Origin of the sequence: Clostridium fungisolvens, from assembly GCF_014193895.1 — a bacterium.
Lineage (GTDB): Bacteria > Bacillota > Clostridia > Clostridiales > Clostridiaceae > Clostridium_AR > Clostridium_AR fungisolvens.
In genome coordinates this window covers 2,088,836-2,111,698 of record NZ_BLZR01000001.1, presented here as the reverse complement: position 1 = coordinate 2,111,698, position 22,863 = coordinate 2,088,836, and the positions used below count along the sequence as shown (strand labels likewise).

Here is a 22,863-nt window from a genome sequence, read left to right as displayed (position 1 = left end):
TCCCCCTTAAAATATTATTTTCACTTAAACTCATTAAAGCATCGGAGGCTAACCACTTTATTTCAAAACGTTGCTTTAACAGTACATTATTTTAAAAGTTCGTTAAGTTCCTCGCCTTTTATTTCTTCTGGCTTCCACTCTATAATTGCAAAGTTACCATTAGATATTTCATTTATTTTATTAATCCAATGTATTTCATTGCTAGCTTTTGCTTTTAAAATAGCATTTGTTGTATTTGTAGCATACATACTTGAATTTATGGCCCACCATTTACTGTTTATTCCTGCTCGTTTTAAATCCTCATCAAGTCTCATCGCTTCGTAAACCGGTGTAGTTTCTGCCAAAGTTACAATCACAACCTCTGTTTCCTTTGGATTTCTTAGCTTTGGTAAGAGCTTTTTAACTGATTCTGGAGTATCTCCTTGTGAGCGGGATATCTCTTTGTTATAACTTTCTGTTGAATCCAAAAGTAAAAGAGTGTGACCTGTTGGAGCTGTATCTATTACAACCACTTCATCTTCTGATCTTTCAACTATTTCGGCAAAAGCTCTAAAGACAGCAATTTCTTGAGTACATGGAGATCTTAAATCTTCTTCTATATATTCAATATCTTCTCCAGACATAGCTTCTCTGGCTTTACTTAATACTTCTTCTTTATACTTTTCAAGTTCTTTCTTTTCGTCTATATTACTAAAGGTTATTCCTTGCCCTTCATCTAAAACAAACTTTAAATGGGCTGCCGGATCAGTAGTGGTAAGATGAACTTTTTTGCCTTTCTTTGCTAATCCTAATGCAATAGTAGCTGCTATAGAAGTCTTGCCTACCCCACCTTTACCCATTGTAAATATAACTTTTTTATCTGAATTATATAAATCATTAATAATATCTTTGAGTGCTAACATTCTATTAACTTTAAGCTCTTCATTGTCTATCTTAATATTATCTTCCTTTAAAAAAGCCCTTACATTATCAAGACCTGTAATATTATAAGGTCTTAATGGAATTTCGAAGACTTTTAAAGCTTCTAGCTTTTCTGGAATATCTTCAAGTGCCTTTTGTTGTTTATTATAAATATTAAGTGATAATTCATCATCTGAATTTTTAAGAACTCCATTTATGATTAATATCTGATTATTAACACCAATTTCTCCAAGTTCCATAGATGCTCTTTCAGCTTCTTTTAATGGTGTAATTTCTGGTCTTGCAACTAAAATAAGTGTAGTTGCCTCTCCATCTGATAGTGTTTTCACTGCATTTTTATAAACTTCCTTTTTATCTTCAAGTCCTGCAAGTTGCCCAAGACAAGATGCTCCATGAGTACTTTCGCTTATAAAATCACTCCAGGCAGAAGGAAGTTGAAGCATCCTTAATGTATGACCAGTAGGGGCAGTATCGAAAATAATGTGATCAAATTCCTTTTGAATATTTTCGTCAGTTATAAAGTTTGTAAACTCATTAAAAGCTGCAATTTCAACTGTACATGAACCTGAAAGCTGTTCCTCCATATTTTTAATAACAACTTCGGGAAGTTTGCCTCTATATGGACCAACAACACTTTCCTTATATTCGTCGGCAGCTTCTATAGGATCAAAATTAGCAACTGTAAGATTTGGTACTTCTTCTATCTTAACACCTTTATTATCTAACTCTCTATTAAATACATCCTGCAAATTCGAAGCAGGATCTGTACTCACTAACATGATTTTTTTACCATTATCGGCTAGAGTCATAGCAGTAGCACAAGCTGTTGAAGTTTTTCCAACTCCACCTTTTCCAGTAAAGAATAAATATTTAGTCAATTCTATTTCATTCGGATTAAATATCTTTTCCATTCTTAAGCATCCTTCCTTTACTCGCAGCATCCACCATTGCATCCACAGCTATTTGATTTTTTCTTAATTTGTAGCTTCAGGTAACTCTCAGGAATCTCAAGAAAAGAACAAAACTCCTCATTAGTGGGATACTTTGTAGTTTTAACTACTTCTCCATCTACAATAGTTACAGGTAAGCATTCTATTCCTTCACTATTTAATAATTGATTTATGACCTTGTTATCTACAAAAGCTTGAGGATTATTAGTTAAATTTAACCTATCAACTATAATACCTCTACTCTTCAAATTATTTAAAATAGTAGAAACTCTTAATAGTTCTGGATCTATACTTGGTCCACAAACCCCTGTTGAACAACACATTGCTGGATCAAAAATAATCATTTTTTTCATTATACATATCCCCTTTTCCTATTTACATTCACATTTTGATTTGTCTTTACATATACAATCCTCTGTATCAGTTATAAGATTCATAATAAACAGCATAAGTTTATTGCAGTTAGTAGCATTTAATGAATAATGGCTCCATATACCTTCTTTTCGACTATTTACAAGACCGCACTCCATCAAAACCTTCATATGATGAGAAAGTGTTGGTTGAGTAAAATCAAAGTTTTCTAATATATCACAAGCACATTTCTCGCCACAAGATAGCATATCAATTATTCTTAGTCTATTAGCATCAGAAAGAGCTTTAATTATCTTTGCGTTTTCATTATAATCAAGTTTCAATTTATCACCCCTTACATAGATAATCATCTATGTATAATATAGACCATTATCTATATGTAGTCAATATACGCTTTGTAATTACTATAAGCTTTAAATATCAATATCTATATTTATCTATATTCCATACTATGATTTCATAAAAATAATGTGAATAAGCAGAGAAATTTCCAAACAAAAAAAGCCAGTTTACACTGGCTTAAAATCATATTTATTGACTTATATGCTACTAGGTATCCCCTATACACTTAAATTAATTTCATTATTTTCTATTCTTCTTTGTAGATCTTTTATCTTCTCTTCAATGGATTTTGCAGTTTTTATAAATTCATCATCACTTTTACCTGATGGATCATCTAATCCCCAATCTTCCTCATGTTTTGAAGGCAAGAATGGACATACTACATTACAGCCCATCTTTACAACAATATCTACTTCTGGTAAATCTGTAAGTAACTTTGATTTTTGTGTTTCATTCATATCAATATTATATAGTTCCTTGATTATTCTCACAGCATCTTGATTTATCTGTGGTCTTAACTCAGTTCCTGCTGAGTAGGATTCAAATATATCTGAAGCAAACATTTTCCCTAATGCTTCTGCCATCTGAGATCTACAAGAATTATGTACACATATAAATGCTACTTTTGGTTTCATTATTAATCCCCCATTGTTTTAAATCTAAGTTGTTTTTAAGTATAATTAAAATATTTTTTGAGAAGCTACCTTTACAATCATGGCTATTCTTATTATATAAATATTTCATTAGTTGTATTAAATCTGAACTTCTCACCTCATATATGAGCATATTCAAATATAATCATATGATAATTTAAATGTTATCCTATGTCAATGATTCATCTTAATAACACTTTTCATCAATAGCACTAAGTCATTTTCTTAATGAAGGTTGTCCACATATTTCTAATAGGCCCCAATGCTATTTATCTTTTCCATAAAATAATTGCATAAAAGCATTTTTAACGGTTAAACTAACTAAAGCCTAGCAAATACAAAAACATAAACATAAACATATTAAAATTGGCTTGATAATGTTTAGAGAAACCATTAAGTTTGGTAAAAATCAAATAAAGGAATGCTGATAAATTCAGCATTCCTTTATTATATATTTATATTTAAACCAGGCATTTGTTTCAGCATCTAATCAACCTCAATAGAACTAATAATTTCTTCAGTTCCTTTAGTAAAATACCACAACTTATAATTTTTCTTTTCGTTAGAGTTATTAGAAGCAGATGATAAATAATAAGGACATTTATAATAGTATGTTTTGTTGCTACATTCAATAGTTAAGTATATATTCGCAGCTGAATATTTATTTTCTAAATACTTATTTACACTATCTTTCAGTAAAAGCTCTTTCATATGCTTTACTATTACTTTACTATCCTCTTCAGATAAATCCTTTTTATAACCTATGGTAAACTTATATTTTCCTTGCTGATAATAAATTTCTAAACTAGATAGATTAAAATTTTTATCCATAGCTTTTAAATCATCTTTACATTCTGATATAAACTTCTTATCAACTTCTTTTCGAGCATTGCTATTAACCATACCGATAAAAAATATAATATTAAAGCTAACGTATAAAATACAAACTGCAATTACAGAATAAATTATAAGCTTTATTAATTTTTCCATATGATCCCCACTATAAATTCATTATTTCACACCCATGTAAGCTTCTATTTATATGTTTTAATTTTAAACAATTTCCCTATCATTTTTCTTTGGTAATTTTATTATAGTATTTAATTGCATCTATTAAATGGTTGTGGTTAAAATCAGGCCAAAAATCATTAGTAAACCATAGCCTTGCTTCAGCAGATTGCCAAAGTAGGAAGTTACTTATCCTCTTTTCTCCACTTGTTCTTATTATTAAATCGACGTCAGGCAATCCTGAGGTATACATATAATTGCTAATTAACGCTTCATCTATTTCACCAGCATTAATTGCTCCATCATTAATGTCGTGCATTATTTCTTGCATAGCATCTATTATTTCTAAACGTCCACCATAATTTAATGCTATATTTAGAACTAACCCCGAATTATTTTCAGATGCCTTTTCTGTTTTTTCAATTTCATTTAGCAATTCCTTAGAAAGATTATCCTTACTACCGATATGACGTACATTAATTTTTTCTCCTACCTCACCACGTAGCTTCGCAAAAAATTCTACGAAGAGTTTCATTAAAAAAGAAACTTCTTCATTAGATCTATTCCAATTTTCACTAGAGAAAACATAGAACGTAAGAACTTCAACACCTAATTCGAAGCATTCTTTAATTGTGTTTTCAATTGGTTTTGTACCAGATCTATGTCCGAATGTTCGAGGAAGACCTTTTTTTCTAGCCCATCTTCCGTTTCCATCACAAACTACTGCTATATGTTTTGGTATAATATATATTTCTTTATCTATTTGATTTTTTAACATTAGACTCACTTCCTGCCTTCTTTTCCCAATTAAGATATTTTATTCTATTATTATCCAAATACATAACTATTGTCAACTTTTAGGATATAGCTGAATAAAAAAAGGATTGAGCTATTTTATTCTTTAAGAATTTATAACTCAATCCTTTTTTGGTTTAAACGCCTTTTTAGCAAGCAACAATTTCTTTAATCATAAACTCTTTTCCACATAAGATCTCCCATACTCTACCTCCACACTTAGGACACTTGTTATTATTCTCGATAAGATTAAAAACCTTATTGCATTTCTTACAGAAAGCATTACCAGGTAATATATCAATCTTCAATTCAGTCTCTTGTAATAAAGTTCCTTCCACAGCTGCTGGATAACAAGCTTCTAAATATCTTGGGATCATGGAGGAAAGTTCTCCAACTTGGATAACCAACTTTTCTATTTTGGTTAATCCATTTTGTTTTGCGAAATTTTCTACAGTTTTTACTACTTCAATCATAACTCCAACTTCATGCAAAAAAATTCACCTCTTTACTCTTTCTTTGAAAAAATTAATCCTAAGGATTTTTTTGCATTTTTCACAGCAATTCTTCCTTGACGTTTTATAGCATGTTTAATAACTATAGGTTTCATTTCATTGAGTTCTGCTCCAGCGCTATCATATTTTCTTGTAAGCGAAATTGCATCAAATTTGCATTTAGTAGTGCAAACACCACATCCCACACATTGATATTGATCCACAACTACAGCTCCACAACCAAGACACCTCTCTGTTTCTTTCTTTATTTGCTCTTCTGTAAAAGTCTCACGTAAATCCTTAAAGGTTTCTTTTGATTTACTACCATCTATATGAAGTGCTCTTTGTCTAGGCAGACGATCATAACCATCCATATTTAAGTTTTCTTTATCTAAAGCATTATATTCTCTCTCTCGACTTATGGACAGATTATCACCATGTACATAACGATGGATTGAAATAGATCCTTGTTTTCCTAAAGCAATAGCATCGATAGCAAACTTAGGTCCTGTTACTGCATCTCCACCTGCAAATACATCTTTTTCTCCAGTCTGGAAGGTAAGCGGATCAGATTTTACAGTTTTATTAGGATATAACTCAATCTTAGAATCCTTTAATAATTCCCCCCAGTCTATCCCTTGTCCTACGGAAATTAACACATGGTTTGCTTTAACAATCTTGGTTTCTTCTTCATTAAACTTAGGATTGAACCTTCCATTTTCATCAAAGACAGATATACATTTTTTAAATTCTACACCTATAACCTTGCCATTCTCATGAAGAATTGCTTTTGGTCCCCAAGAATTGTTGATATCAATGCCTTCAGATAATGCTTCTTCAATTTCTTCCTCTAGAGCAGGCATTTCCTTTCTACTTTCTAAACAATACATATCTATTTTCGAAGCTCCAACTCTCTCAGCAGTTCTAGCTACATCAATAGCTACGTTTCCTCCACCAATTACAATCGCTGAACCTTCCATTTTCAGTTCTTCTCCTAGATTCACCTTTCTCAAAAAGTCCACACCTGTTATTACTCCTTCAGCTTCTTCACCCTCGAGTCCAAGCTTTCTGCCTCCCTGAGCACCAATTGCCATATAAAATGCTTTATAGCCAAAGTTTCTAAGTCCATTTAGTGTAACATCTTTACCAACTTCAATACCTGTCTTAAACTCAACGCCCAATTCTTTTAAAACTTCTATTTCTGAGTTTACTATTTCTTTTCCTAATCTAAAGGATGGAATTCCAAGCGTTAACATACCTCCAAGCACTTTTTGCTTTTCAAAAACTGTTACTTGATATCCTTCCACTGCTAAGAAATAAGCACAAGAAAGTCCAGCTGGACCTGCACCTACTACTGCTATTTTCTCTTGTCTTTGTACCTTCTTTTCTGGTACAAACCTATGTTCAGCTTTCAAGTCTTGATCAGCAACAAATTTTTTAATTTCGTCTACTGCCAGTGGTTCATCCACTCCTGCTCTTGTACAAGCAGATTCACACTTTCTAGGGCATATACGTCCGCAAATTGCTGGAAGTGGATTTTCTTTCTTTATAAGTTCTAAAGCATCTCTATATCTTCCTTGAGAAGCCATCTTGATATACCCTTGGATAGCTATGTGAGCTGGACATTCAGTTTTACATGGGCTTGTTCCGCTCTCAGCAACAACTTTACGGTGTCGATAATTTATATTCCATTTTTCCTTCCCCCATTTCGTATCGTATGGGGTATCTACTTCCTTAGGTGCTACAACAGGTTTCTTTGTACATAAATTTTGCCCCAGTGTTAAGGCATTAGCTTGGCAATTTTCTACACATTCTCCGCAAGCAACACATTTATCTGTATCCACTTGTGCAATATAGTTCGATCTAGAAAAATCAGGATTTCTAAAAAGGGTTGTATTTCTTAATCCAAAGCAAGAACATCCACAGCAATTACAAATAGCAAGTGCTTTTCCCGGTCCAGAAAGATTAGGTATCTGATGAACTAAACCTTCCTTTTCTGCTTTTTTACAAATAGCAATAGCCTCTTCTCTTGTAATACTCCTACCTCTTCCTGTACGAATATAGTAATCTGCAGCTGGTCCTAGCTGAATGCACATTTCCTCAACAGTATGTCCACAGCCTTCTCCCTTAACTCTCATAGATGTACGACAGGCACAATCAGCAACAGAAAAAATTTCATGGGTATTAAGTAGATATGCTATCTCTTCATAAGAAGCTTTTCTTGTATCTCCTTCAATTGCACTTTCGATTGGAATAACTCTCATTACTCCCATTCCTACAGGAAGGTTTCCCGCCATCAAGCCACTTAATCTTCTTGTATATTCTTCAAAACATTCAGCGATTACTGGATATTTTTCAACATTTTCCTTATTTGCAACCATATATTCCATTACTCCAGGAACGAAAAGCTCAAGGAAGTATTTTTTAGCACCATTTTCAAGTTCAAATTTAATTGAGCCATCAACAGCCATTTTATCTAGAATTTTTTCTACATATTCTTCAGGCTTGCCACAAAGAGCTGCAATTTCTTTTAAGCTTTTAGGTTTACGTACCTCTAAGTGCAGTGCTACTTCTGCCATTTCATCTGTAGTAACTGGCTCAAGAATTCTATACTCCGGATCTGTTGGTTTTACTTTTACTATCCCGCCAGTAATACCAGCAGCAATCTTATTTGCCAATTGAAGCACTTTTTGCTTGACCATATTAATTACCTCCCAAATAAAATATTATTAAGGTTCTATTTAGCCTGCCAATTTTTCACTTCTGTACTTAGCCAGACTACCCACTCTTTAATTCCTTCACCTGTTTTAGCGGAAATTGGAATAACCTTAATATTAGGGTTCAATTTCCTTACTCGCTCCTTTACAGCCTCGAAGTCAAAATCAAAATTAGCCATTGCATCTATCTTGTTAATAAGTAAAACATCAACAATAGAGAACATTAATGGATATTTAAGAGGTTTATCATCTCCCTCTGGCACACTTAAAATCATTGCATTTTTTGATGCTCCAGTATCAAATTCTGCTGGGCATACCAAATTCCCCACATTTTCTAGAATAACAAGATCAACATCTTCAGTTCCAAGTCCTAGTAGTCCTTGCTTAGTCATACCAGCATCAAGATGACACATACCACCAGTGTGTAGTTGTATTACCTTTGCACCGGTTTTGGCAACTATATTTGCATCTACCTCAGAATCGATATCCGCTTCTAGAACACCAATTTTCATTTGATCTTTCAAAGCCTCAATCGTCCTTAAAACAGTGGTTGTTTTGCCTGAACCAGGAGATGACATTAAATTTAATAAAAAAGTCTCATCTTTTTTTAGTTCTTCTCTAAGTAAATCTGCTTCTCGGTCATTATTTTCGAAAACACTTTTCTTAATTTCAAGAACCTTATATGCATCCATATTATTTACCCTCTCATTTTCTTAATTTTTTAACTTTAATTTTATTTTAAAAATAAAATAAATTGACTTTTAAGATATACCAGTTCAAAATATAATCCAATTAACATACAATTAATACTTAACAGAATAATCACCTAAGTTTTGTATAGCAAAACTTGGGTATCTATTCTACTAAACAGATAAACTACTTCAGATCTTGAACTCAAAATAAAGACTTCGATGAATCTACGAATTTTTTATTTTGGTAAATTTAAATATGAAGTAGTTTATCTATACATTTCCTTGTATCTTTTAATACAATTTCAATTCTCTTTCTTGGAATTTTCTTTAAAGCTATATTTTAAAAGCTAAACAAATGTCACTTGAATTTTATTGTTGTAATCTTCTGTAAAATAATTCCAATTATCTTTATGATTCTATTATAAAATGTTTTCAAAGTATATCAATAGACAAAAAGGTCTGTTTGTCTAATTATGAGTACAATATCTATTCCGCAAGTGCTTTAATTTCTTTGTATTCTTTTAAATCTGTATATAGCTCCCCAAGATAAGGATTTCTTTTGGTCTTAACTACTTTATAAATCATGTAAACAAATACTGCTATATTAGCAACTAACGCTGCAAAGCTAAATCCAAATAGTGGTACTGTATTATAAGATGAGGAAACAGCGAATGCTCCTTTATCAATGAAATACGGAAAGGTCTGTGCAAACATACACCATATTGCTAAAGTTTGTGCACGATGTTGTAGCCATGCTCCTTTTCCAACAGTAAAGGAACAAATTGTTGGAGCCAATAGCAAAGCAAAACCACAATACCATGCATGTCCTGGAAGACAGTTATAGGTATAAGCAAAATTCCACAAATCATAGGCTATTATCCAAAACCATAGCATATCAGGCCACAACATATCTTTACTTCCGTCTTTATCAGTCTGTTTTTTTATGCAAATCCCAAGCCAACCGGTTATAGTTATAATGTTTAAAATACCTGCTACACCATTCATGAAATTCCAGGAGCCACCAAGTACATACATAGCTTCATCAGCTAATCTTCCTCCTCCGGCATATTGAATACCAACTTGAAAATCACGAGATACTGCCTCCAAAATATTTATAGCAAGAATAAGTGGAGGAAAACATAATGCCCACTTTTTATCTGATAATCTCCATTCCTTACCTGTAGATTTATTCTTCCATTTAACATGTCTGATACACCAAAATCCAATGCATCCTGCTGTAGACGAATACACCTTTGCTAAATGAAACCAATCTGTATAAGTTGTATCGCTTAATACTGTAAACCATAATATTGAAAGTGCTATTGGTAAGACAATAAAACAAAAAAATCCAACATATTTCCATCTACGAGCTATCTCATTAAAGCTAAAAAGTGCGATAAAAACAATTATCCAAACTCCCCATACACTTAATGCAGACGCACCATCTGCATAGTTAAAAACAAACACAATACCTTCCCCCCTAATATATATTTAATTTTATAGAGATCCATACTCAAACATTAATTTATACATGCCTGAAAATCCCTAGAAGCCGAGATTTTATAACATAAATTAAGTTTTGGCACAACAACTCCTTAGTAAAATCTATTTCATACCTCAAGCAAATATTCTTCAATAAAAATAAAAATGAAAACGTCAACATATGACACTTTCAAAAATTGAATAGTCATCTAACTTTACAAACCTTTTTATCCCAGTATCCATTTTTAACAACATAACATTGTTTAAAAATTAACCATTGAACTCTAGAATATTCTAGTATATAATGAAAAAGTATTTTAATTGATAACAATTCGCATTTTCTTCATATCAATGTACCTTACCAAGCTTTTTAAAAAATAATTTCAATATATTATGACCTGCTACTGGATGTAATCTTCCTGGAAGATTACCTAAATCATGTTTTTTAATTCACAAAATTAATTTATTCTATGTGAATACTTAAAGTACTAACGATAAAGGAGGCGCAAGATTTGCGTAAATTATTTGTATTATTATTATCATTATTTTTAATATTTCCACTATTCTCTGTTAAGGCATTTGCTGCTGATACAAAGACTGAATTTTCAAAAGGAAATAAACTAATAGAAAGCTCTATTGAAGCCGTTAAAGCTGGAGATCTTTCTAAGGGAAAAGATCTTTATAATCAATTTAATGATACATGGGTTGAATTTGAAGATGGCGTAAAAGAACAATCAAAGCAAGCTTATGGCGATATTGAAGAAAAAATGGGCATGGTTCGTTTTCTATTCACACAAGACCCAATTCAAAAGGACAAGGTTCTAACAGCACTTGAAGATTTAGAGAAAACAAATACTGCATTTCTTCAAGATGGATATAAAAATAGTGATTCAAAAACTAAAGGTAAATCTGCCACAGTTAAAGACTTAGTTAGTCTTTTAGAAACCTCGAAAAATCAAATTCAAGATGGTGATATTACTTCTGCTATTGAAACCATGAACACATTCAGTTCTTCTTGGCTTGATGTTGAAGGCATAGTTCTTACTCAATCCAAAAAAGTTTATGACGATGCTGAAAAGGATATGGTAAGTGTTAAGGCATATCTTACAGTAAGCCCTGTTGATAAAGATAAAGCGTTAAAGATAATCGATAGAATGCATGGATATCTGTCCTTACTTTCTGGTGATACTTCATATGGAATAGTAGATGTAATTACTATTATCCTACGTGAAGGACTGGAAGCCATTTTAGTTGTAATTGCTTTATTAGGATTTTTAAATAAATCAGGTCAAGAAAGCAAGAAAGTATGGGTTTATGGTGGTGTTGGCGTTGGTCTTATAGTAAGTATTGTACTAGCTACATTAGTTAAACTTCTATTTACATCAGGGACCTTTGGGAATAATAACTTCTTAATCTCAGGCTGGACAGGAGTATTTGCGGCCGTAATGCTTATTTACGTAAGTTATTGGCTGCATAGTAAATCCAATATAGCATCACGTAAAAATGAACTTAAAGATAACAGTTATAAAACATTAAAAAATGGAAGTTTACTTTCCTTAGGCTTCTTAGCGTTTCTAGCCGTATTTAGAGAAGGAACAGAAACTGTTTTATTCTACATAGGGATGGCTTCATCTATAAAATTATCTACTTTATTTTTAGGGATTCTGATTGGATTTGCTATTCTTATATTACTATCAGTACTCATAATTAAAGTTGGTTTAAAAATTCCAATGAAGCCATTTTTCCTAGTTTCTAGTCTATTAGTCTTCTATTTAGGATTAAAGTTTACAGGCATGGGGATTAATGGACTTCAACTTGCAGGTTTATTGCCAGCAACAACAAGTGATACTCTACCAACAATCTCTGCTCTTGGTGTATATCCTACTTGGGAAGGATTTATACCTCAAATACTGTTAGTAGTAATTGCAATAGTAGTAAGTCTATTTAATAAATTTAAAAAACAATAAATTTAGCAAACGAAAGACGGAGGATTTATTTATGAAATCAGCAAAAAAATTATTATTATTAATTGCATTGGGAAGTTCTATAGCATTACTTGGATGCACAGCTCAAAAATCACAAACTAAAGATTCTGTACCAAAGCCTCAAGTGACTGCAACTGCTAATCAGGAACTTTCAGTTGATAAAGCAGCAAGCGATATGAGAGATATTATTAAAAATATGAAAGCTGAAATTACAAATAAAGAAGAAGATAAAGTAGCTGAATCTTCCTCAAAGTTACAAGATTCTTGGAAAACCTTTGAGGATAAGTTCGAAGAAGATCTTAAAGACAAATACCTAGATTTATACGCTAAAATTGAAGACCCATTAGGAATTATTGATGCTGGTTCCAAGATAAAACCATTAGATACAAAGGTCTTAAATAAATCATTAGATAATCTAGATACTCAGTTAGCAAAGTTACAAAGTGAAAATGCTACTACTATAGGTCTTGAAAATATGAGATCAATTTTAAAAGAACTTAGTGGTGAACTTACTAATAAAGAGGATACTAAGCTAGTCAAGACTTCTGAGGGCTTAGAAAAAAATTGGAGTTCATTTGAAGATGGAATAAAGGAAAACTATCCTTCAATCTATGAAAAAATTGAACAACCATTAGGAACAATTCAAGCTGCTGTAAAAGTAACTCCACTTGATGCAAAAGTTCTAAATACATCAATTGTAGAATTAGATAAAGTTCTAGAACAGCTTCAAAAATCAATTGCACTCTCATCTGGCCCACAAGACATGAAAACTGCTTTAACTAAAATTAAAAAATTTATTTCTCCATTAAACGAAGAAAAAGTTACTAAATACACTGAAAGATTAGAAAAATATTGGAGTAGCTTTGAAGATGAAGTTAAAGCAAAGAACCAACCATTATACGAGAAAGTAGAAGCTCCTTTAGGAACGATCCAAGCAGGAGTAAAAGTAAAGCCATTAGATGAAAAAACTATAAATTCTGCTATTGAATCTTTAGATAAGACTTTAACTGAAATAAAAAATATGAAGTAATATAATAACTTTGATTAGTATTATATAATTTTCGGCCTATTGAAAATGTAAGGAAAAGCATACAATGATTACTTATAATCTTTGTATGCTTTATTTAATCTAAAAATCAGCATATGGCAAATTTATTGATATCCTTGTTTATATTGTTTTATTTAGAAACTCAATAATATCGCTTTCTAACTTAGATCTAATTATTAGTGTGTATGTCTATGATGAATATCCGGTGCATGCGGATGCTCATGTTTAAGTTCTTCATGTTCATGAGCATGTGAATGATATCCACTTTCTGGCACCTCGCCTGGAAGATGTATATGATTATGATGTTCATCATTATGACAGTGTCTATGCTCGTGTAAAATATGCTCATGCGTATGTTTGTGGTTGTGATCTTCTTTTAGTAAAAAGAAGGTACCTAATATCATAACTGGTAATGCAACATAAAACATAGCATTAGGTATATCATGATTAAATAAAAATGCTAAAATCACTCCAATAAATGGTGCCGTTCCAAAGAAAGCACTTGTTCGTGCACTTCCAAGATTCCTCATGGCAAAGACAAACAACACAATGCTGAGCCCATAGCTAAAGCACCCAAGTATCATAGCCATTAAAACAACTTTTAATTGAGGAATGTGATACTTTAATAAAAATGTTAGTAATAATGAAAATAAACTTGCTCCAAATCCTTTAAGTATAACTATTGTATAAGGATTTTTCGCTGAAATGTTTCTAGTAAAATTATTATCAATTCCCCAGCATACACAAGCTCCAACTACTCCTAAAGCCCCGAGTGAAAATCCCCATTGATTGCTGAAGTCCCATGAGAGGGCAATGCTAGCAATTGTAATACATATAACTGCAATCCACACCCTCTTGCCTATACTTTCTTTAAAGAAAAATAAGGCAATCACAGTTGTAGCCACTCCTTCAAAATTAAGCAGTAATGCTGCAGTTGATGCTGGAGTAACCTTTAAGCTCGTCATTAATATTATTGGTGCGATAACTCCACCGAAGGTTATAGCTCCTAAAAGCCAAGGAAGCTCTTTTTTTGAAAGTGGTGCTTCACTTTTTTTATCTTTGCTTATTAAATTGAGTACTATTTGGTATATTAATAATCCTGTTCCACTACCTAAATAAAGAAAAGCAGCCAGTGGTATCGGATCTATTTGTCCTAGAAGTATTTTTGCCAGAGGTGCACTAGCACCAAACAAAAGTGCCGCAAGCAAAGACTGAACTATTGGAAAAACTTTTGCTTTATTCATAAAATAAATAGCCTCCCATTTTAAGTTCTACTAAAAATATTTATATATTGCATCATTTAGTCTTTTTATCCCCCCAAGGGGGATATGTTTATTATATCACTTACGATTGTATAATTAAACAATTAACCAGATACTAATTTAGTAACTTCTTAATAAAGTGTCGAATATATTAAAAAAGGATATTTATTACTTAATAAGAGCAAAAGTTTATGATAATTTATAAGGTTCTATATGGGGATACACTGTACTCTATAGATCATAATTTCAGAACTTATCCTGAAGAACTTGTAAAGATAAATAATATTGTATATCCATATCAACTGTTTGAAGGTAAAGAACTAATTATTCCAAATGCTACGTTAAGTAGAGAACTTAATTCCAAAGACCAAAGTTTACTTAATGATTTAGCAACATTATATTATAGGTTACAAAGATTCCCATAAGGGCAATGTACTTTAACTTTCAATACCTAGAACTGTAACAATTTCAGAGGATGGTCATAAGTTATCTCCTGCCATGGGAATATCACATGCTATTAATTTTCAAGCTATTGGACCAAATGTAGCTACCACAGGAGATTTTGTTTTACCTTCAAGTGAAGTAAATCCAGTTGCAAGCACTCTTAAGATCAATAACATTGCTGCAACTGCTATTCATAATCATATGCTAAGCGAATCACCAAGACTATTCTTTATGCACTTCTGGGCAGTAGGCAGACCTGAGCCTATAGTCAAAATATTCAAATCTGTTTTAGACTTTGCTAAGTAATTGATTGTATAATCCATATCATAGGAAATCATCAATATAAATAATGAAGTTAAATCCTTAATTCCTTTTACAACGACGTTATTATGCTACTGTTCAAAAAGGTTAATCAAATTTATATGAATAAATCGACAATCAGGAAAATGAATTAATAAAAAACATTAAAGTATACAACTTAGAAAACCAACAAACAAATTTTCTACCTATTTAATATGTAAAGAAAAGCATACAAAGATTGCTAATATCTTTGCATGCTTTTCTTAATCTAAAATAAACAAATTGCAAATTTATTCTATAGTTTTCTTAATATCAACAGCTTCTTTATCACTGTCATTTGAACAACAACTTTTCTTTTTGTGGTTTCCCATCATCATCGGCATCATTGCAAGCATCATTATCGGACATAAGAATGGAGCTATCTTACCAAGTACTCCAGCAATGCTAGGGCTTAAACTTGCAATAAAAGGTAACATGAATATTATTACTATAGGCAACCCACAGCAAATAATCATATGGAGTAAATGTTTATTACCTCCGTGCTTATGATTCGATTTATTTTCATTACCTGTATTGTGACAACTCATAGTAATCCCTCCAAAATTTAAATTATTAACTATTCTTAATATACTTATATTTTAACGTATCATTATAAAGATTTTATGAAGAAACAAAAGTTTACTTTCAGCATGAACGTAGTATAATACCCAAAATAAAAAGACTAACTAATTTAGTTAATCTTTTTATTTGTAAACCATCCTATTAGATTAATAGCGTAAACTGGCACTTTCTGAAAATCTCTCTTAAAATTACTTTTTAAAAGTTATTCCATTTGGTTCCGAATCAACTGAAACATTGGTAATTACTTTATTCGATGCATTATCTATTATACTTACACTATTATCATACATATTGGTTACATATACATATTTATTATCTGCGCTTACAACTACACCATGTGCTCCTTTTCCAGTCTCAATGGTAGCCACTACCTGCTTAGTTGCCAAATCAATCTTTGAAACAGAATTTGATGGATTCTTTTCAGTTCCTTGATTTGCTACAAATGCATATTTGTCGTCACTTTCAACATATACTTGCTTCCTAGCTAGATATACTTATAAAATAGCTATATATATTTTTATGAAACTTATACAAAGAATCATTACATTTAGTAACAATTACTTTCCATCTCTACTACGTATTCTTTAACATCAATATTTAAATTATTCATTAATCTTTGTACAAAAATTCTTAACCTTGCTGTACATCTATTAAGAAGCTTGCAATATACCTCACTTTCGCTTTATTTTATAAAATAATTTACAGAAATATACTGCTATGATTAATACTAAATCTCTTTTTGTATGTACATAAAAAGATAAGGCTTTATTTATAGCCTTACCTTCAAAAGATATTATTCTACTTTAATTTGTCCCATCATTCCAGACTCTTCATGCTCTAATATGTGGCAGTGGTACATGAAGGTTCCTTTATTATTAAATTTAACTATAATGCTCACTTTTTCATTTGGTTTTATATAAACTGTATCTTTCCAACCTGTTTCACCTTCATCTGGTTCTTTTCCATCTCTCGATAGTATTTGAAATTGCACACCGTGGATATGAAACGGATGTCCCATATTATGCATCATTGCCTCTTCACTAGTTATATTCCATATTTCAGTATCACCTTGTTTTACAGTTTCATCAATTCTATTCATATCAAACTTTTGACCATTTATTGATACCATATTTCCCATACCTTGAAGGTCGAAGTTTCTCACCTTTGTAGCTTGTGATTTTTCAATCTTATTGACTTTTGTTAAAACATCAGGGATTTCTGTTGTATCATTTCCATCTTCCTTAACATTAAAACTCAATATTTCAGTTTTATCATTTATAAGTGATACTTTGGTTCCTTTATCATATTTAGAAAAATCAATAATTATTTCTGCTCTTTCACCAGGAGCTAGAAAAAGACTTTTTTGCCTTACTGGACTTTCTAAAAATCCTCCATCAGATGCGATCTGGTAAAAATCATCTTTATTGTCCAAATTTAAATTGAAGTTACTAGCATTAGATCCGTTTACTATTCTAAGTCTAATTTTAACTTTCTTTACATCTAGGTACGGTTTCACTGCTCCATTAACAATAACATTATTCCCAGTTGCTCCATCCATCATATTAGTATCGTATTTAAAACTTCCATCTTTGTTAAAGCTTCTATCTTGAATCACTAAAGGAATATCGTTTATTCCATAATCCTTAGGTATATTTAAACTTTTAGATACTTGATCATCTACATAGAATAGTCCAGCTAATCCACTATATACCTGTGTAGCTGTGGTACCGCTAAAATGTGGATGATACCATAATGTTGCAGCCTGTTGATTTATAGTAAAGCTAGGATTCCAAGTTGTTCCTGGTTTTATGGCTTGATCTGGACCACCATCATTTTCACCATTAACCTCTACCCCATGCCAATGTACAGTTGTAGCTTCATTTAGTTTATTATTTACATGAATATTTACTTGATCTCCTTTATTCACCCGGATTACTGGGCCAAGAAAATTTCCATTATACCCCATAGTTTTAGTTTGAGTTCCTGCTATAAATGATGTTAATCCTAGCTGTGGCTCTAGAGTAAAATCGTCTATCTTAGGGTCAGGGTTCTTATCTTCTAAAAGTGCAGGAATAGGAAGGCTATTATTAATTTTAGCTTTTTTGTTTATATTATTAATTTCAGTAGTACTCATTTCTTTATTTTTATTAATCGGATTTGCAAATATAATAAAACCTGCAGCAACCACCCCAGCAACTACCGCAGCAACCGTGGATATATTTTTTGTCTTAATCATATTAACCCCCTCAAGTAATTATAATTTCTATTTAATAGTCATTATAAATTAATCTTATGAAGGAATTATGAAGATATAATGAACTAACAGTGTAATTTACTATATTTAAAAATACAATCAATTGAAAAGCATTCTTCATACAATCTTCATAGCAATTAATTATAATAAATTGTTATTACTGTTAAAAGGAGTTGAAATACTTGAACGAGATACCGTTATTCTTAGCTTTTTCTGCAGGATTACTATCCTTTCTTTCTCCATGCGTCTTGCCATTAGTACCAGCTTATATAAGCTATATGACAGGTGCAACAATCAATGATGTTTGTAAAAATACTAACAAGTATAAAATAACAAGGTTTTATAAAATCTTTGGCTTTGTATTAGGCTTTTCAATAATCTTTGTTATCATGGGAGCATCAGCAACAACTTTAGGAAACTTATTAATACGAAATCAAGCTTTATTTAGAAAAGTAGGCGGTTTATTAATGATAATATTTGGTCTACACACAATGGGAATAATAAAGATTAGATTTTTCTATTATGAAAAAAGGCTTCTGTCACTTTTTTCATTTAGCAGAAATTTTAGTTCTATACTAATGGGAATGGCTTTTGCTACTGGATGGACACCTTGCGTTGGTCCCATATTATCATCAATATTAATCTATTCAAGTAATCTTCATACTGTTTATCAAGGAATAATCCTACTAAGCGTATATTCTTTAGGGCTATCAATCCCCTTTATATTAACTGCTATTGCTATTGATAAGTTTATGAAACTAAAAAATAAGATTTTAAAGTTTACTCCAACTATATCAATATTGAGTGGTCTATTACTTATAGCTATGGGGATTTTAGTATATACAAATAACTTAAGTACACTTAGCAAATATCTAAACTTTATTAATTTTTATTAAAGGAGCCTAAAAAATGAAAAAATTACTTTTCCCTCTATCTATAATTATACTTTTTAGTCTAAGTCTATATACAGTAATTAATTATAATAAGACTAAATCTAATTCCTATAATTCTGTTGATAATAAAAAAGTTTCTGATAATAACAATATATCTAAAACTCCTAACACAAACTCTACTAATGGAATTTTTAAAGATCCAAATGGTGATAAAGCAATTGATTTTAAATTGAAGACTCGTGATGGAAAAGAGGTTTCTCTGAGTGAGCTCAAGGGTAAAAATGTTTTTATTAATTTTTGGGCTACATGGTGTCCTTACTGTGTACAAGAGATGCCTGAAATAGAAAAGCTCTATCAGGAGACAAAGAATTCTGATTTAATTATCTTAGGAATTGACATTGGTGAAGATAATGATACTGTCAGAGATTTTCTAAACAAAAACAAATTAAATTTTAATATATTGTTTGACTATGACGAATCTGTCGCTACAAATTATAATATTACAGCTTTGCCAACTTCTCTTTTTATAGATAAAAATGGCACCATAATAAAAAAGAAAATTGGTCCGATGACCCTTGATGAAATGAAATCCTATATTAATTTATTAAAATAATGATTAATATCTTCAATACTCATCGTGAATATTTTAGTACTCAACAACCAATCATGTTACTTAAGTTTGATTTTTACGTAAAGTATTATTATTTTAAACAATATTTTCTTATCTTCATATTATCTTTATATTCTCTTCATACTCTCTTTATAAGAATAGAGTATTATTGAATTAAGGTCATTAAAGTTAAGAGGAGGAAAAATATATGGTTTTTTTAAAATTTCTATTTAGCAAAAAATATAGAAATGATTATTCTATAAAGTTAGTTGAGAAAATTAACTTTGAAGAGCAATCCATAATGAATACTTATAATAATCTTTATATAGGAACCAATAATAAAAATATAGAAATAAAAGCTTCGTAATTATTGCTTTATTCTAATATAGATAAAGTTATACACCACTTACCATAAATTTATCTATATTATTATATTATAGTCTTATAGGGATATCCCCGTGTCTCCTATAAGACATTTCATTTTCAATTATGTTATTAAATATATCATTTAATTAACTTCATTTCTTAATTTTCCAACAATCAATTTAATACTTAAAATCATCTACAATTCATATGATACCTTGACGTTGACTCTCTAATCACCAAGTTATTGAATCTAGATATCTAAAAACAAATCAATATATATATTCTATACCATCTTAATGTTAATATTGTTACTATTCAAAATAATATTTACACGTTTTACATTATCAATCGTATCTTATTAGCTAACTAGCTAGTATAACTTTATATTATTTATTTATAAATAATATAAACAGTAATTAACATTTTATTTACAATTAAGTGATTATATGGGCCCTTATCTTCATAAGAAATACATATTAATTTTGTATACTTGAATTATATTTTTTAATAACTTACTTATATATTAATCAAAGTGTCAAATTTGATTAAGGTATAAGTAAGTTAGTTTAATCTCTAATAAACAAATTAGGAGGATTTGAATGAGTACTAGGCGTGAGAAAATTAAAGTTTATGAAATGACTTGTACATCTTGTGAACATAGGGTTGAAAAGGCCATCAAAAAATTAGACGGTATTATAAGCGTAAAAGCTAATTATAGCGGAGAATTCGCAATTGTAGAATACGAAGAAAATCTTTGTACACTGTCGCAAATTAAAGCTTCAATAAAAAAAGCAGGATATGGAACGGAAAAATCAAATGATTATAAGTTTATAGGAACAGTGATAATAGTGGCTGCAATAGCTTTTCTTGGGGTAAGAACTAGCGGCTTCGATATGGATTCTAAGCTTGCTAATGCTTCTTATACAGTTTTATTTCTAGTTGGCATTCTTACCTCTATACATTGCGTTGGAATGTGCGGAGGAATTATGCTTTCTCAGAGTATAAAAAATGATAGCGAAAGCAAGTTTGATGCTATAAAACCTGCTCTTCTATATAACATGGGAAGGGTTGCTTCTTATACTATATTAGGTGGAATAATTGGAGCTTTAGGTTCAATATTCTCACTTTCTATTACAGCTAAAGCTATGATGCAAATAATTGCCGGTGCATTTATGATAATGATGGGCTTTAACATGGCTGGTTTTAAATTTTTTAGATCCTTCCAGATAAAATTGCCTCATACAGCATGCAAAATAAAAAATAAGTCTGGTTCACCTTTTATAGTGGGATTATTAAATGGCCTTATGCCTTGTGGTCCACTTCAAACAATGCAGCTTTTTGCACTAGGTACAGGAAGTGCCTTTAAAGGGGCTCTATCTATGTTAATCTTCTCATTAGGTACAGTGCCTTTAATGCTTACTTTTGGTGCCTTATCTGGATTATTAAGTAAAGGTTATACAAAGAAAATTCTTAAACTTAGCGGTGTATTGATTATAGTACTTGGCTTAATTATGGGAAATAGAGGATTTATCTTAGCTGGTATAAACATTAATCCTTTGACAGCACTATCAGGAGGCACTGCCACTTTATTAGGAGGAAGCTCTAAAGATTCATCTAATTCAAATGTTGCGAAAGCAACGATAAAAGACGGGGTTCAAACTATAAATATGACTGCAAATACTAACGGTTACACTCCTAATGCATTTTATGTACAAAAAGGAGTTCCAGTTAAGTGGATAATAGACGGAAAAGAGCTTAACTCTTGTAATAATTCAGTTGTTGCACAATCATTGAATGTTGAAAAGAAATTAAAAAGTGGAGAAAATGTTATTGAGTTTACCCCTGGTGATAAAGATATAAACTTTAGCTGCTGGATGGGTATGATAAGAGGTGTCATTAAGGTTGTAGATAAACTAGATACTGTTGATACATCAAAATCAGATCCTTCACTACCACCTCCAAGCACAGGTCCTAGCTGTTGCGCTGGTCCTGTAACTGATGGATCTGCAGCTCAAAGTAGTAGTATATATGGTAATGATTTAACTAAAGTACCTACAGAAACATTAATTAACAAGGCCTCAGGAACTGGCAAAAGCCTAAGTGGTAAATTTAACGGAATTGGATATGAGTTAAAGCCTGCAATATTAGTAACTAGCAGTAATTCAACAACTAAACTTACCTTTGATATGACTAAATTTGATAATCCAGAAGGAACATACGAAATTTTAGATACGGTAACAGGTAAAAAATTAAGTGAATTTACATTCAAGAAAGGAATAAATGTAGTTGAATTTGTTCCTAACGCAACTACTAGCTATGCTATTCTTAAAGATAATCAGTTCATAGGAATAATAGAAGTAGTTGATGATCTTAAGAATAAAAATCTAGAAGAAATTAGAAGTAAATATTTTAATTAGTCTATAATTTAAACTAGTTTTGTAAAAGAATGCCGTAACAAGGCATTCTTTTTTCTTTAATAACAAGATATTAAAGAAATTAGGTTTTGTTTAAATATAAACAACACTGCTATTTTTAACATTTGTTTTCTTAACTCTTGCTACTAACTACCACCATATTTTAATATAAGAATCAAAACCTATTTTATAAATTTTTCAATTTATACCATAATAAACTATATATTATCTATTCTCTTCATA

General features: G+C 31.0%; 21 protein-coding genes and 1 pseudogene. 8 read left to right on the top strand and 14 right to left on the bottom strand.

Annotation, left to right across the window (positions count from 1 at the left end; all coding sequences use genetic code 11):
• Window positions 1-86 precede the first annotated feature (86 nt).
• The 10 genes from arsA to bsdtw1_RS08900 form a co-directional block, all read right to left on the bottom strand.
• Complete coding sequence (gene arsA, locus bsdtw1_RS08945) at window positions 87-1,832, bottom strand: arsenical pump-driving ATPase (protein WP_183277232.1); 1,746 nt, start codon at window positions 1,830-1,832, stop codon at window positions 87-89.
• Window positions 1,833-1,849: 17 nt separating this feature from the next.
• Window positions 1,850-2,224, bottom strand: a complete 375-nt coding sequence (gene arsD, locus bsdtw1_RS08940; RefSeq protein ID WP_183277231.1) for an arsenite efflux transporter metallochaperone ArsD — start codon at window positions 2,222-2,224, stop codon at window positions 1,850-1,852.
• Between the two features lie 18 nt (window positions 2,225-2,242).
• Window positions 2,243-2,593, bottom strand: coding sequence for an ArsR/SmtB family transcription factor (locus tag bsdtw1_RS08935; protein ID WP_183277230.1), 351 nt, complete (start codon window positions 2,591-2,593; stop codon window positions 2,243-2,245).
• A gap of 210 nt (window positions 2,594-2,803) precedes the next feature.
• Window positions 2,804-3,220 (bottom strand): arsenate reductase ArsC, encoded by a 417-nt coding sequence (locus bsdtw1_RS08930; RefSeq protein ID WP_183277229.1) that lies wholly within the window; start codon window positions 3,218-3,220, stop codon window positions 2,804-2,806.
• A 504-nt stretch (window positions 3,221-3,724) separates the two neighbouring features.
• Window positions 3,725-4,228 carry a hypothetical protein gene (locus bsdtw1_RS08925; RefSeq protein ID WP_183277228.1) on the bottom strand — a complete coding sequence of 168 codons (504 nt, stop codon included), beginning with the start codon at window positions 4,226-4,228 and terminating at the stop codon, window positions 3,725-3,727.
• Window positions 4,229-4,307: 79 nt separating this feature from the next.
• Window positions 4,308-5,024, bottom strand: a complete 717-nt coding sequence (uppS, locus tag bsdtw1_RS08920; protein WP_183277227.1) for a polyprenyl diphosphate synthase — start codon at window positions 5,022-5,024, stop codon at window positions 4,308-4,310.
• Between the two features lie 166 nt (window positions 5,025-5,190).
• A complete protein-coding gene (locus tag bsdtw1_RS08915) occupies window positions 5,191-5,532 on the bottom strand; it encodes a hydrogenase maturation nickel metallochaperone HypA/HybF (RefSeq protein ID WP_183277226.1) in 342 nt (113 codons plus the stop codon).
• A gap of 14 nt (window positions 5,533-5,546) precedes the next feature.
• Complete coding sequence (locus bsdtw1_RS08910; RefSeq protein ID WP_183277225.1) at window positions 5,547-8,234, bottom strand: FAD-dependent oxidoreductase; 2,688 nt, start codon at window positions 8,232-8,234, stop codon at window positions 5,547-5,549.
• 35 nt (window positions 8,235-8,269) lie between these two features.
• Complete coding sequence (hypB, locus tag bsdtw1_RS08905; protein WP_183277224.1) at window positions 8,270-8,941, bottom strand: hydrogenase nickel incorporation protein HypB; 672 nt, start codon at window positions 8,939-8,941, stop codon at window positions 8,270-8,272.
• A gap of 486 nt (window positions 8,942-9,427) precedes the next feature.
• Complete coding sequence (locus bsdtw1_RS08900) at window positions 9,428-10,408, bottom strand: DUF5692 family protein (protein ID WP_183277223.1); 981 nt, start codon at window positions 10,406-10,408, stop codon at window positions 9,428-9,430.
• A 527-nt stretch (window positions 10,409-10,935) separates the two neighbouring features.
• Between bsdtw1_RS08900 and bsdtw1_RS08895 the strand changes: the two genes are divergently transcribed.
• Window positions 10,936-12,390 carry an FTR1 family iron permease gene (locus bsdtw1_RS08895; RefSeq protein WP_183277222.1) on the top strand — a complete coding sequence of 485 codons (1,455 nt, stop codon included), beginning with the start codon at window positions 10,936-10,938 and terminating at the stop codon, window positions 12,388-12,390.
• A gap of 31 nt (window positions 12,391-12,421) precedes the next feature.
• Window positions 12,422-13,438 (top strand): hypothetical protein, encoded by a 1,017-nt coding sequence (locus tag bsdtw1_RS08890; protein WP_183277221.1) that lies wholly within the window; start codon window positions 12,422-12,424, stop codon window positions 13,436-13,438.
• Window positions 13,439-13,632: 194 nt separating this feature from the next.
• On the opposite strand, the gene bsdtw1_RS08885 is transcribed toward bsdtw1_RS08890, so the two are convergent.
• Window positions 13,633-14,700, bottom strand: coding sequence for a DMT family transporter (locus bsdtw1_RS08885; RefSeq protein WP_183277220.1), 1,068 nt, complete (start codon window positions 14,698-14,700; stop codon window positions 13,633-13,635).
• Window positions 14,701-14,909: 209 nt separating this feature from the next.
• Here bsdtw1_RS08885 and bsdtw1_RS23485 point away from each other — a divergent pair, with 209 nt between their 5' ends.
• Entirely contained in the window at window positions 14,910-15,143 is a 234-nt protein-coding gene (locus bsdtw1_RS23485; RefSeq protein ID WP_244638138.1) for a LysM peptidoglycan-binding domain-containing protein, read from the top strand.
• 73 nt (window positions 15,144-15,216) lie between these two features.
• Complete coding sequence (locus bsdtw1_RS23480) at window positions 15,217-15,468, top strand: DUF1259 domain-containing protein (RefSeq protein ID WP_244638137.1); 252 nt, start codon at window positions 15,217-15,219, stop codon at window positions 15,466-15,468.
• A gap of 284 nt (window positions 15,469-15,752) precedes the next feature.
• On the opposite strand, the gene bsdtw1_RS08875 is transcribed toward bsdtw1_RS23480, so the two are convergent.
• The 3 genes and pseudogenes from bsdtw1_RS08875 to bsdtw1_RS08865 form a co-directional block, all read right to left on the bottom strand.
• A complete protein-coding gene (locus bsdtw1_RS08875) occupies window positions 15,753-16,049 on the bottom strand; it encodes a hypothetical protein (protein ID WP_183277219.1) in 297 nt (98 codons plus the stop codon).
• Window positions 16,050-16,271: 222 nt separating this feature from the next.
• Window positions 16,272-16,532: pseudogene (locus tag bsdtw1_RS23610) on the bottom strand (YncE family protein); the annotation flags it as partial.
• Between the two features lie 344 nt (window positions 16,533-16,876).
• Window positions 16,877-18,319: a multicopper oxidase family protein gene (locus bsdtw1_RS08865; protein ID WP_183277218.1), complete on the bottom strand. Its 1,443-nt coding sequence runs from the start codon at window positions 18,317-18,319 to the stop codon at window positions 16,877-16,879.
• Between the two features lie 200 nt (window positions 18,320-18,519).
• Here bsdtw1_RS08865 and bsdtw1_RS08860 point away from each other — a divergent pair, with 200 nt between their 5' ends.
• The 4 genes from bsdtw1_RS08860 (at window position 18,520) to bsdtw1_RS08845 (ending at window position 22,623) form a co-directional block, all read left to right on the top strand.
• On the top strand, window positions 18,520-19,233 hold the full coding sequence (locus bsdtw1_RS08860) for a cytochrome c biogenesis CcdA family protein (protein ID WP_183277217.1): 714 nt from the start codon (window positions 18,520-18,522) through the stop codon (window positions 19,231-19,233).
• 13 nt (window positions 19,234-19,246) lie between these two features.
• Window positions 19,247-19,843 carry a TlpA family protein disulfide reductase gene (locus bsdtw1_RS08855; protein ID WP_183277216.1) on the top strand — a complete coding sequence of 199 codons (597 nt, stop codon included), beginning with the start codon at window positions 19,247-19,249 and terminating at the stop codon, window positions 19,841-19,843.
• Window positions 19,844-20,048: 205 nt separating this feature from the next.
• Window positions 20,049-20,207, top strand: coding sequence for a hypothetical protein (locus bsdtw1_RS08850; RefSeq protein ID WP_183277215.1), 159 nt, complete (start codon window positions 20,049-20,051; stop codon window positions 20,205-20,207).
• Window positions 20,208-20,805: 598 nt separating this feature from the next.
• Window positions 20,806-22,623, top strand: coding sequence for an urease accessory protein UreH domain-containing protein (locus bsdtw1_RS08845; protein ID WP_183277214.1), 1,818 nt, complete (start codon window positions 20,806-20,808; stop codon window positions 22,621-22,623).
• The last annotated feature ends 240 nt before the right edge of the window (window positions 22,624-22,863 follow it).

Coding starts and splice junctions, on each gene's coding strand:
- bsdtw1_RS23480 (WP_244638137.1), top strand. CDS start 15,217: ATGGGAATATCACATGCTATTAATTTTCAAGCTATTGGACCAAATGTA.
- bsdtw1_RS08845 (WP_183277214.1), top strand. CDS start 20,806: ATGAGTACTAGGCGTGAGAAAATTAAAGTTTATGAAATGACTTGTACA.
- bsdtw1_RS23485 (WP_244638138.1), top strand. CDS start 14,910: ATGATAATTTATAAGGTTCTATATGGGGATACACTGTACTCTATAGAT.
- uppS (WP_183277227.1), bottom strand. CDS start 5,024: ATGTTAAAAAATCAAATAGATAAAGAAATATATATTATACCAAAACAT.
- bsdtw1_RS08875 (WP_183277219.1), bottom strand. CDS start 16,049: ATGAGTTGTCACAATACAGGTAATGAAAATAAATCGAATCATAAGCAC.
- bsdtw1_RS08865 (WP_183277218.1), bottom strand. CDS start 18,319: ATGATTAAGACAAAAAATATATCCACGGTTGCTGCGGTAGTTGCTGGG.
- bsdtw1_RS08910 (WP_183277225.1), bottom strand. CDS start 8,234: ATGGTCAAGCAAAAAGTGCTTCAATTGGCAAATAAGATTGCTGCTGGT.
- bsdtw1_RS08855 (WP_183277216.1), top strand. CDS start 19,247: ATGAAAAAATTACTTTTCCCTCTATCTATAATTATACTTTTTAGTCTA.
- arsD (WP_183277231.1), bottom strand. CDS start 2,224: ATGAAAAAAATGATTATTTTTGATCCAGCAATGTGTTGTTCAACAGGG.
- bsdtw1_RS08925 (WP_183277228.1), bottom strand. CDS start 4,228: ATGGAAAAATTAATAAAGCTTATAATTTATTCTGTAATTGCAGTTTGT.
- arsA (WP_183277232.1), bottom strand. CDS start 1,832: ATGGAAAAGATATTTAATCCGAATGAAATAGAATTGACTAAATATTTA.
- bsdtw1_RS08890 (WP_183277221.1), top strand. CDS start 12,422: ATGAAATCAGCAAAAAAATTATTATTATTAATTGCATTGGGAAGTTCT.
- bsdtw1_RS08850 (WP_183277215.1), top strand. CDS start 20,049: ATGGTTTTTTTAAAATTTCTATTTAGCAAAAAATATAGAAATGATTAT.
- bsdtw1_RS08930 (WP_183277229.1), bottom strand. CDS start 3,220: ATGAAACCAAAAGTAGCATTTATATGTGTACATAATTCTTGTAGATCT.
- hypB (WP_183277224.1), bottom strand. CDS start 8,941: ATGGATGCATATAAGGTTCTTGAAATTAAGAAAAGTGTTTTCGAAAAT.
- bsdtw1_RS08935 (WP_183277230.1), bottom strand. CDS start 2,593: ATGATTATCTATGTAAGGGGTGATAAATTGAAACTTGATTATAATGAA.
- bsdtw1_RS08885 (WP_183277220.1), bottom strand. CDS start 14,700: ATGAATAAAGCAAAAGTTTTTCCAATAGTTCAGTCTTTGCTTGCGGCA.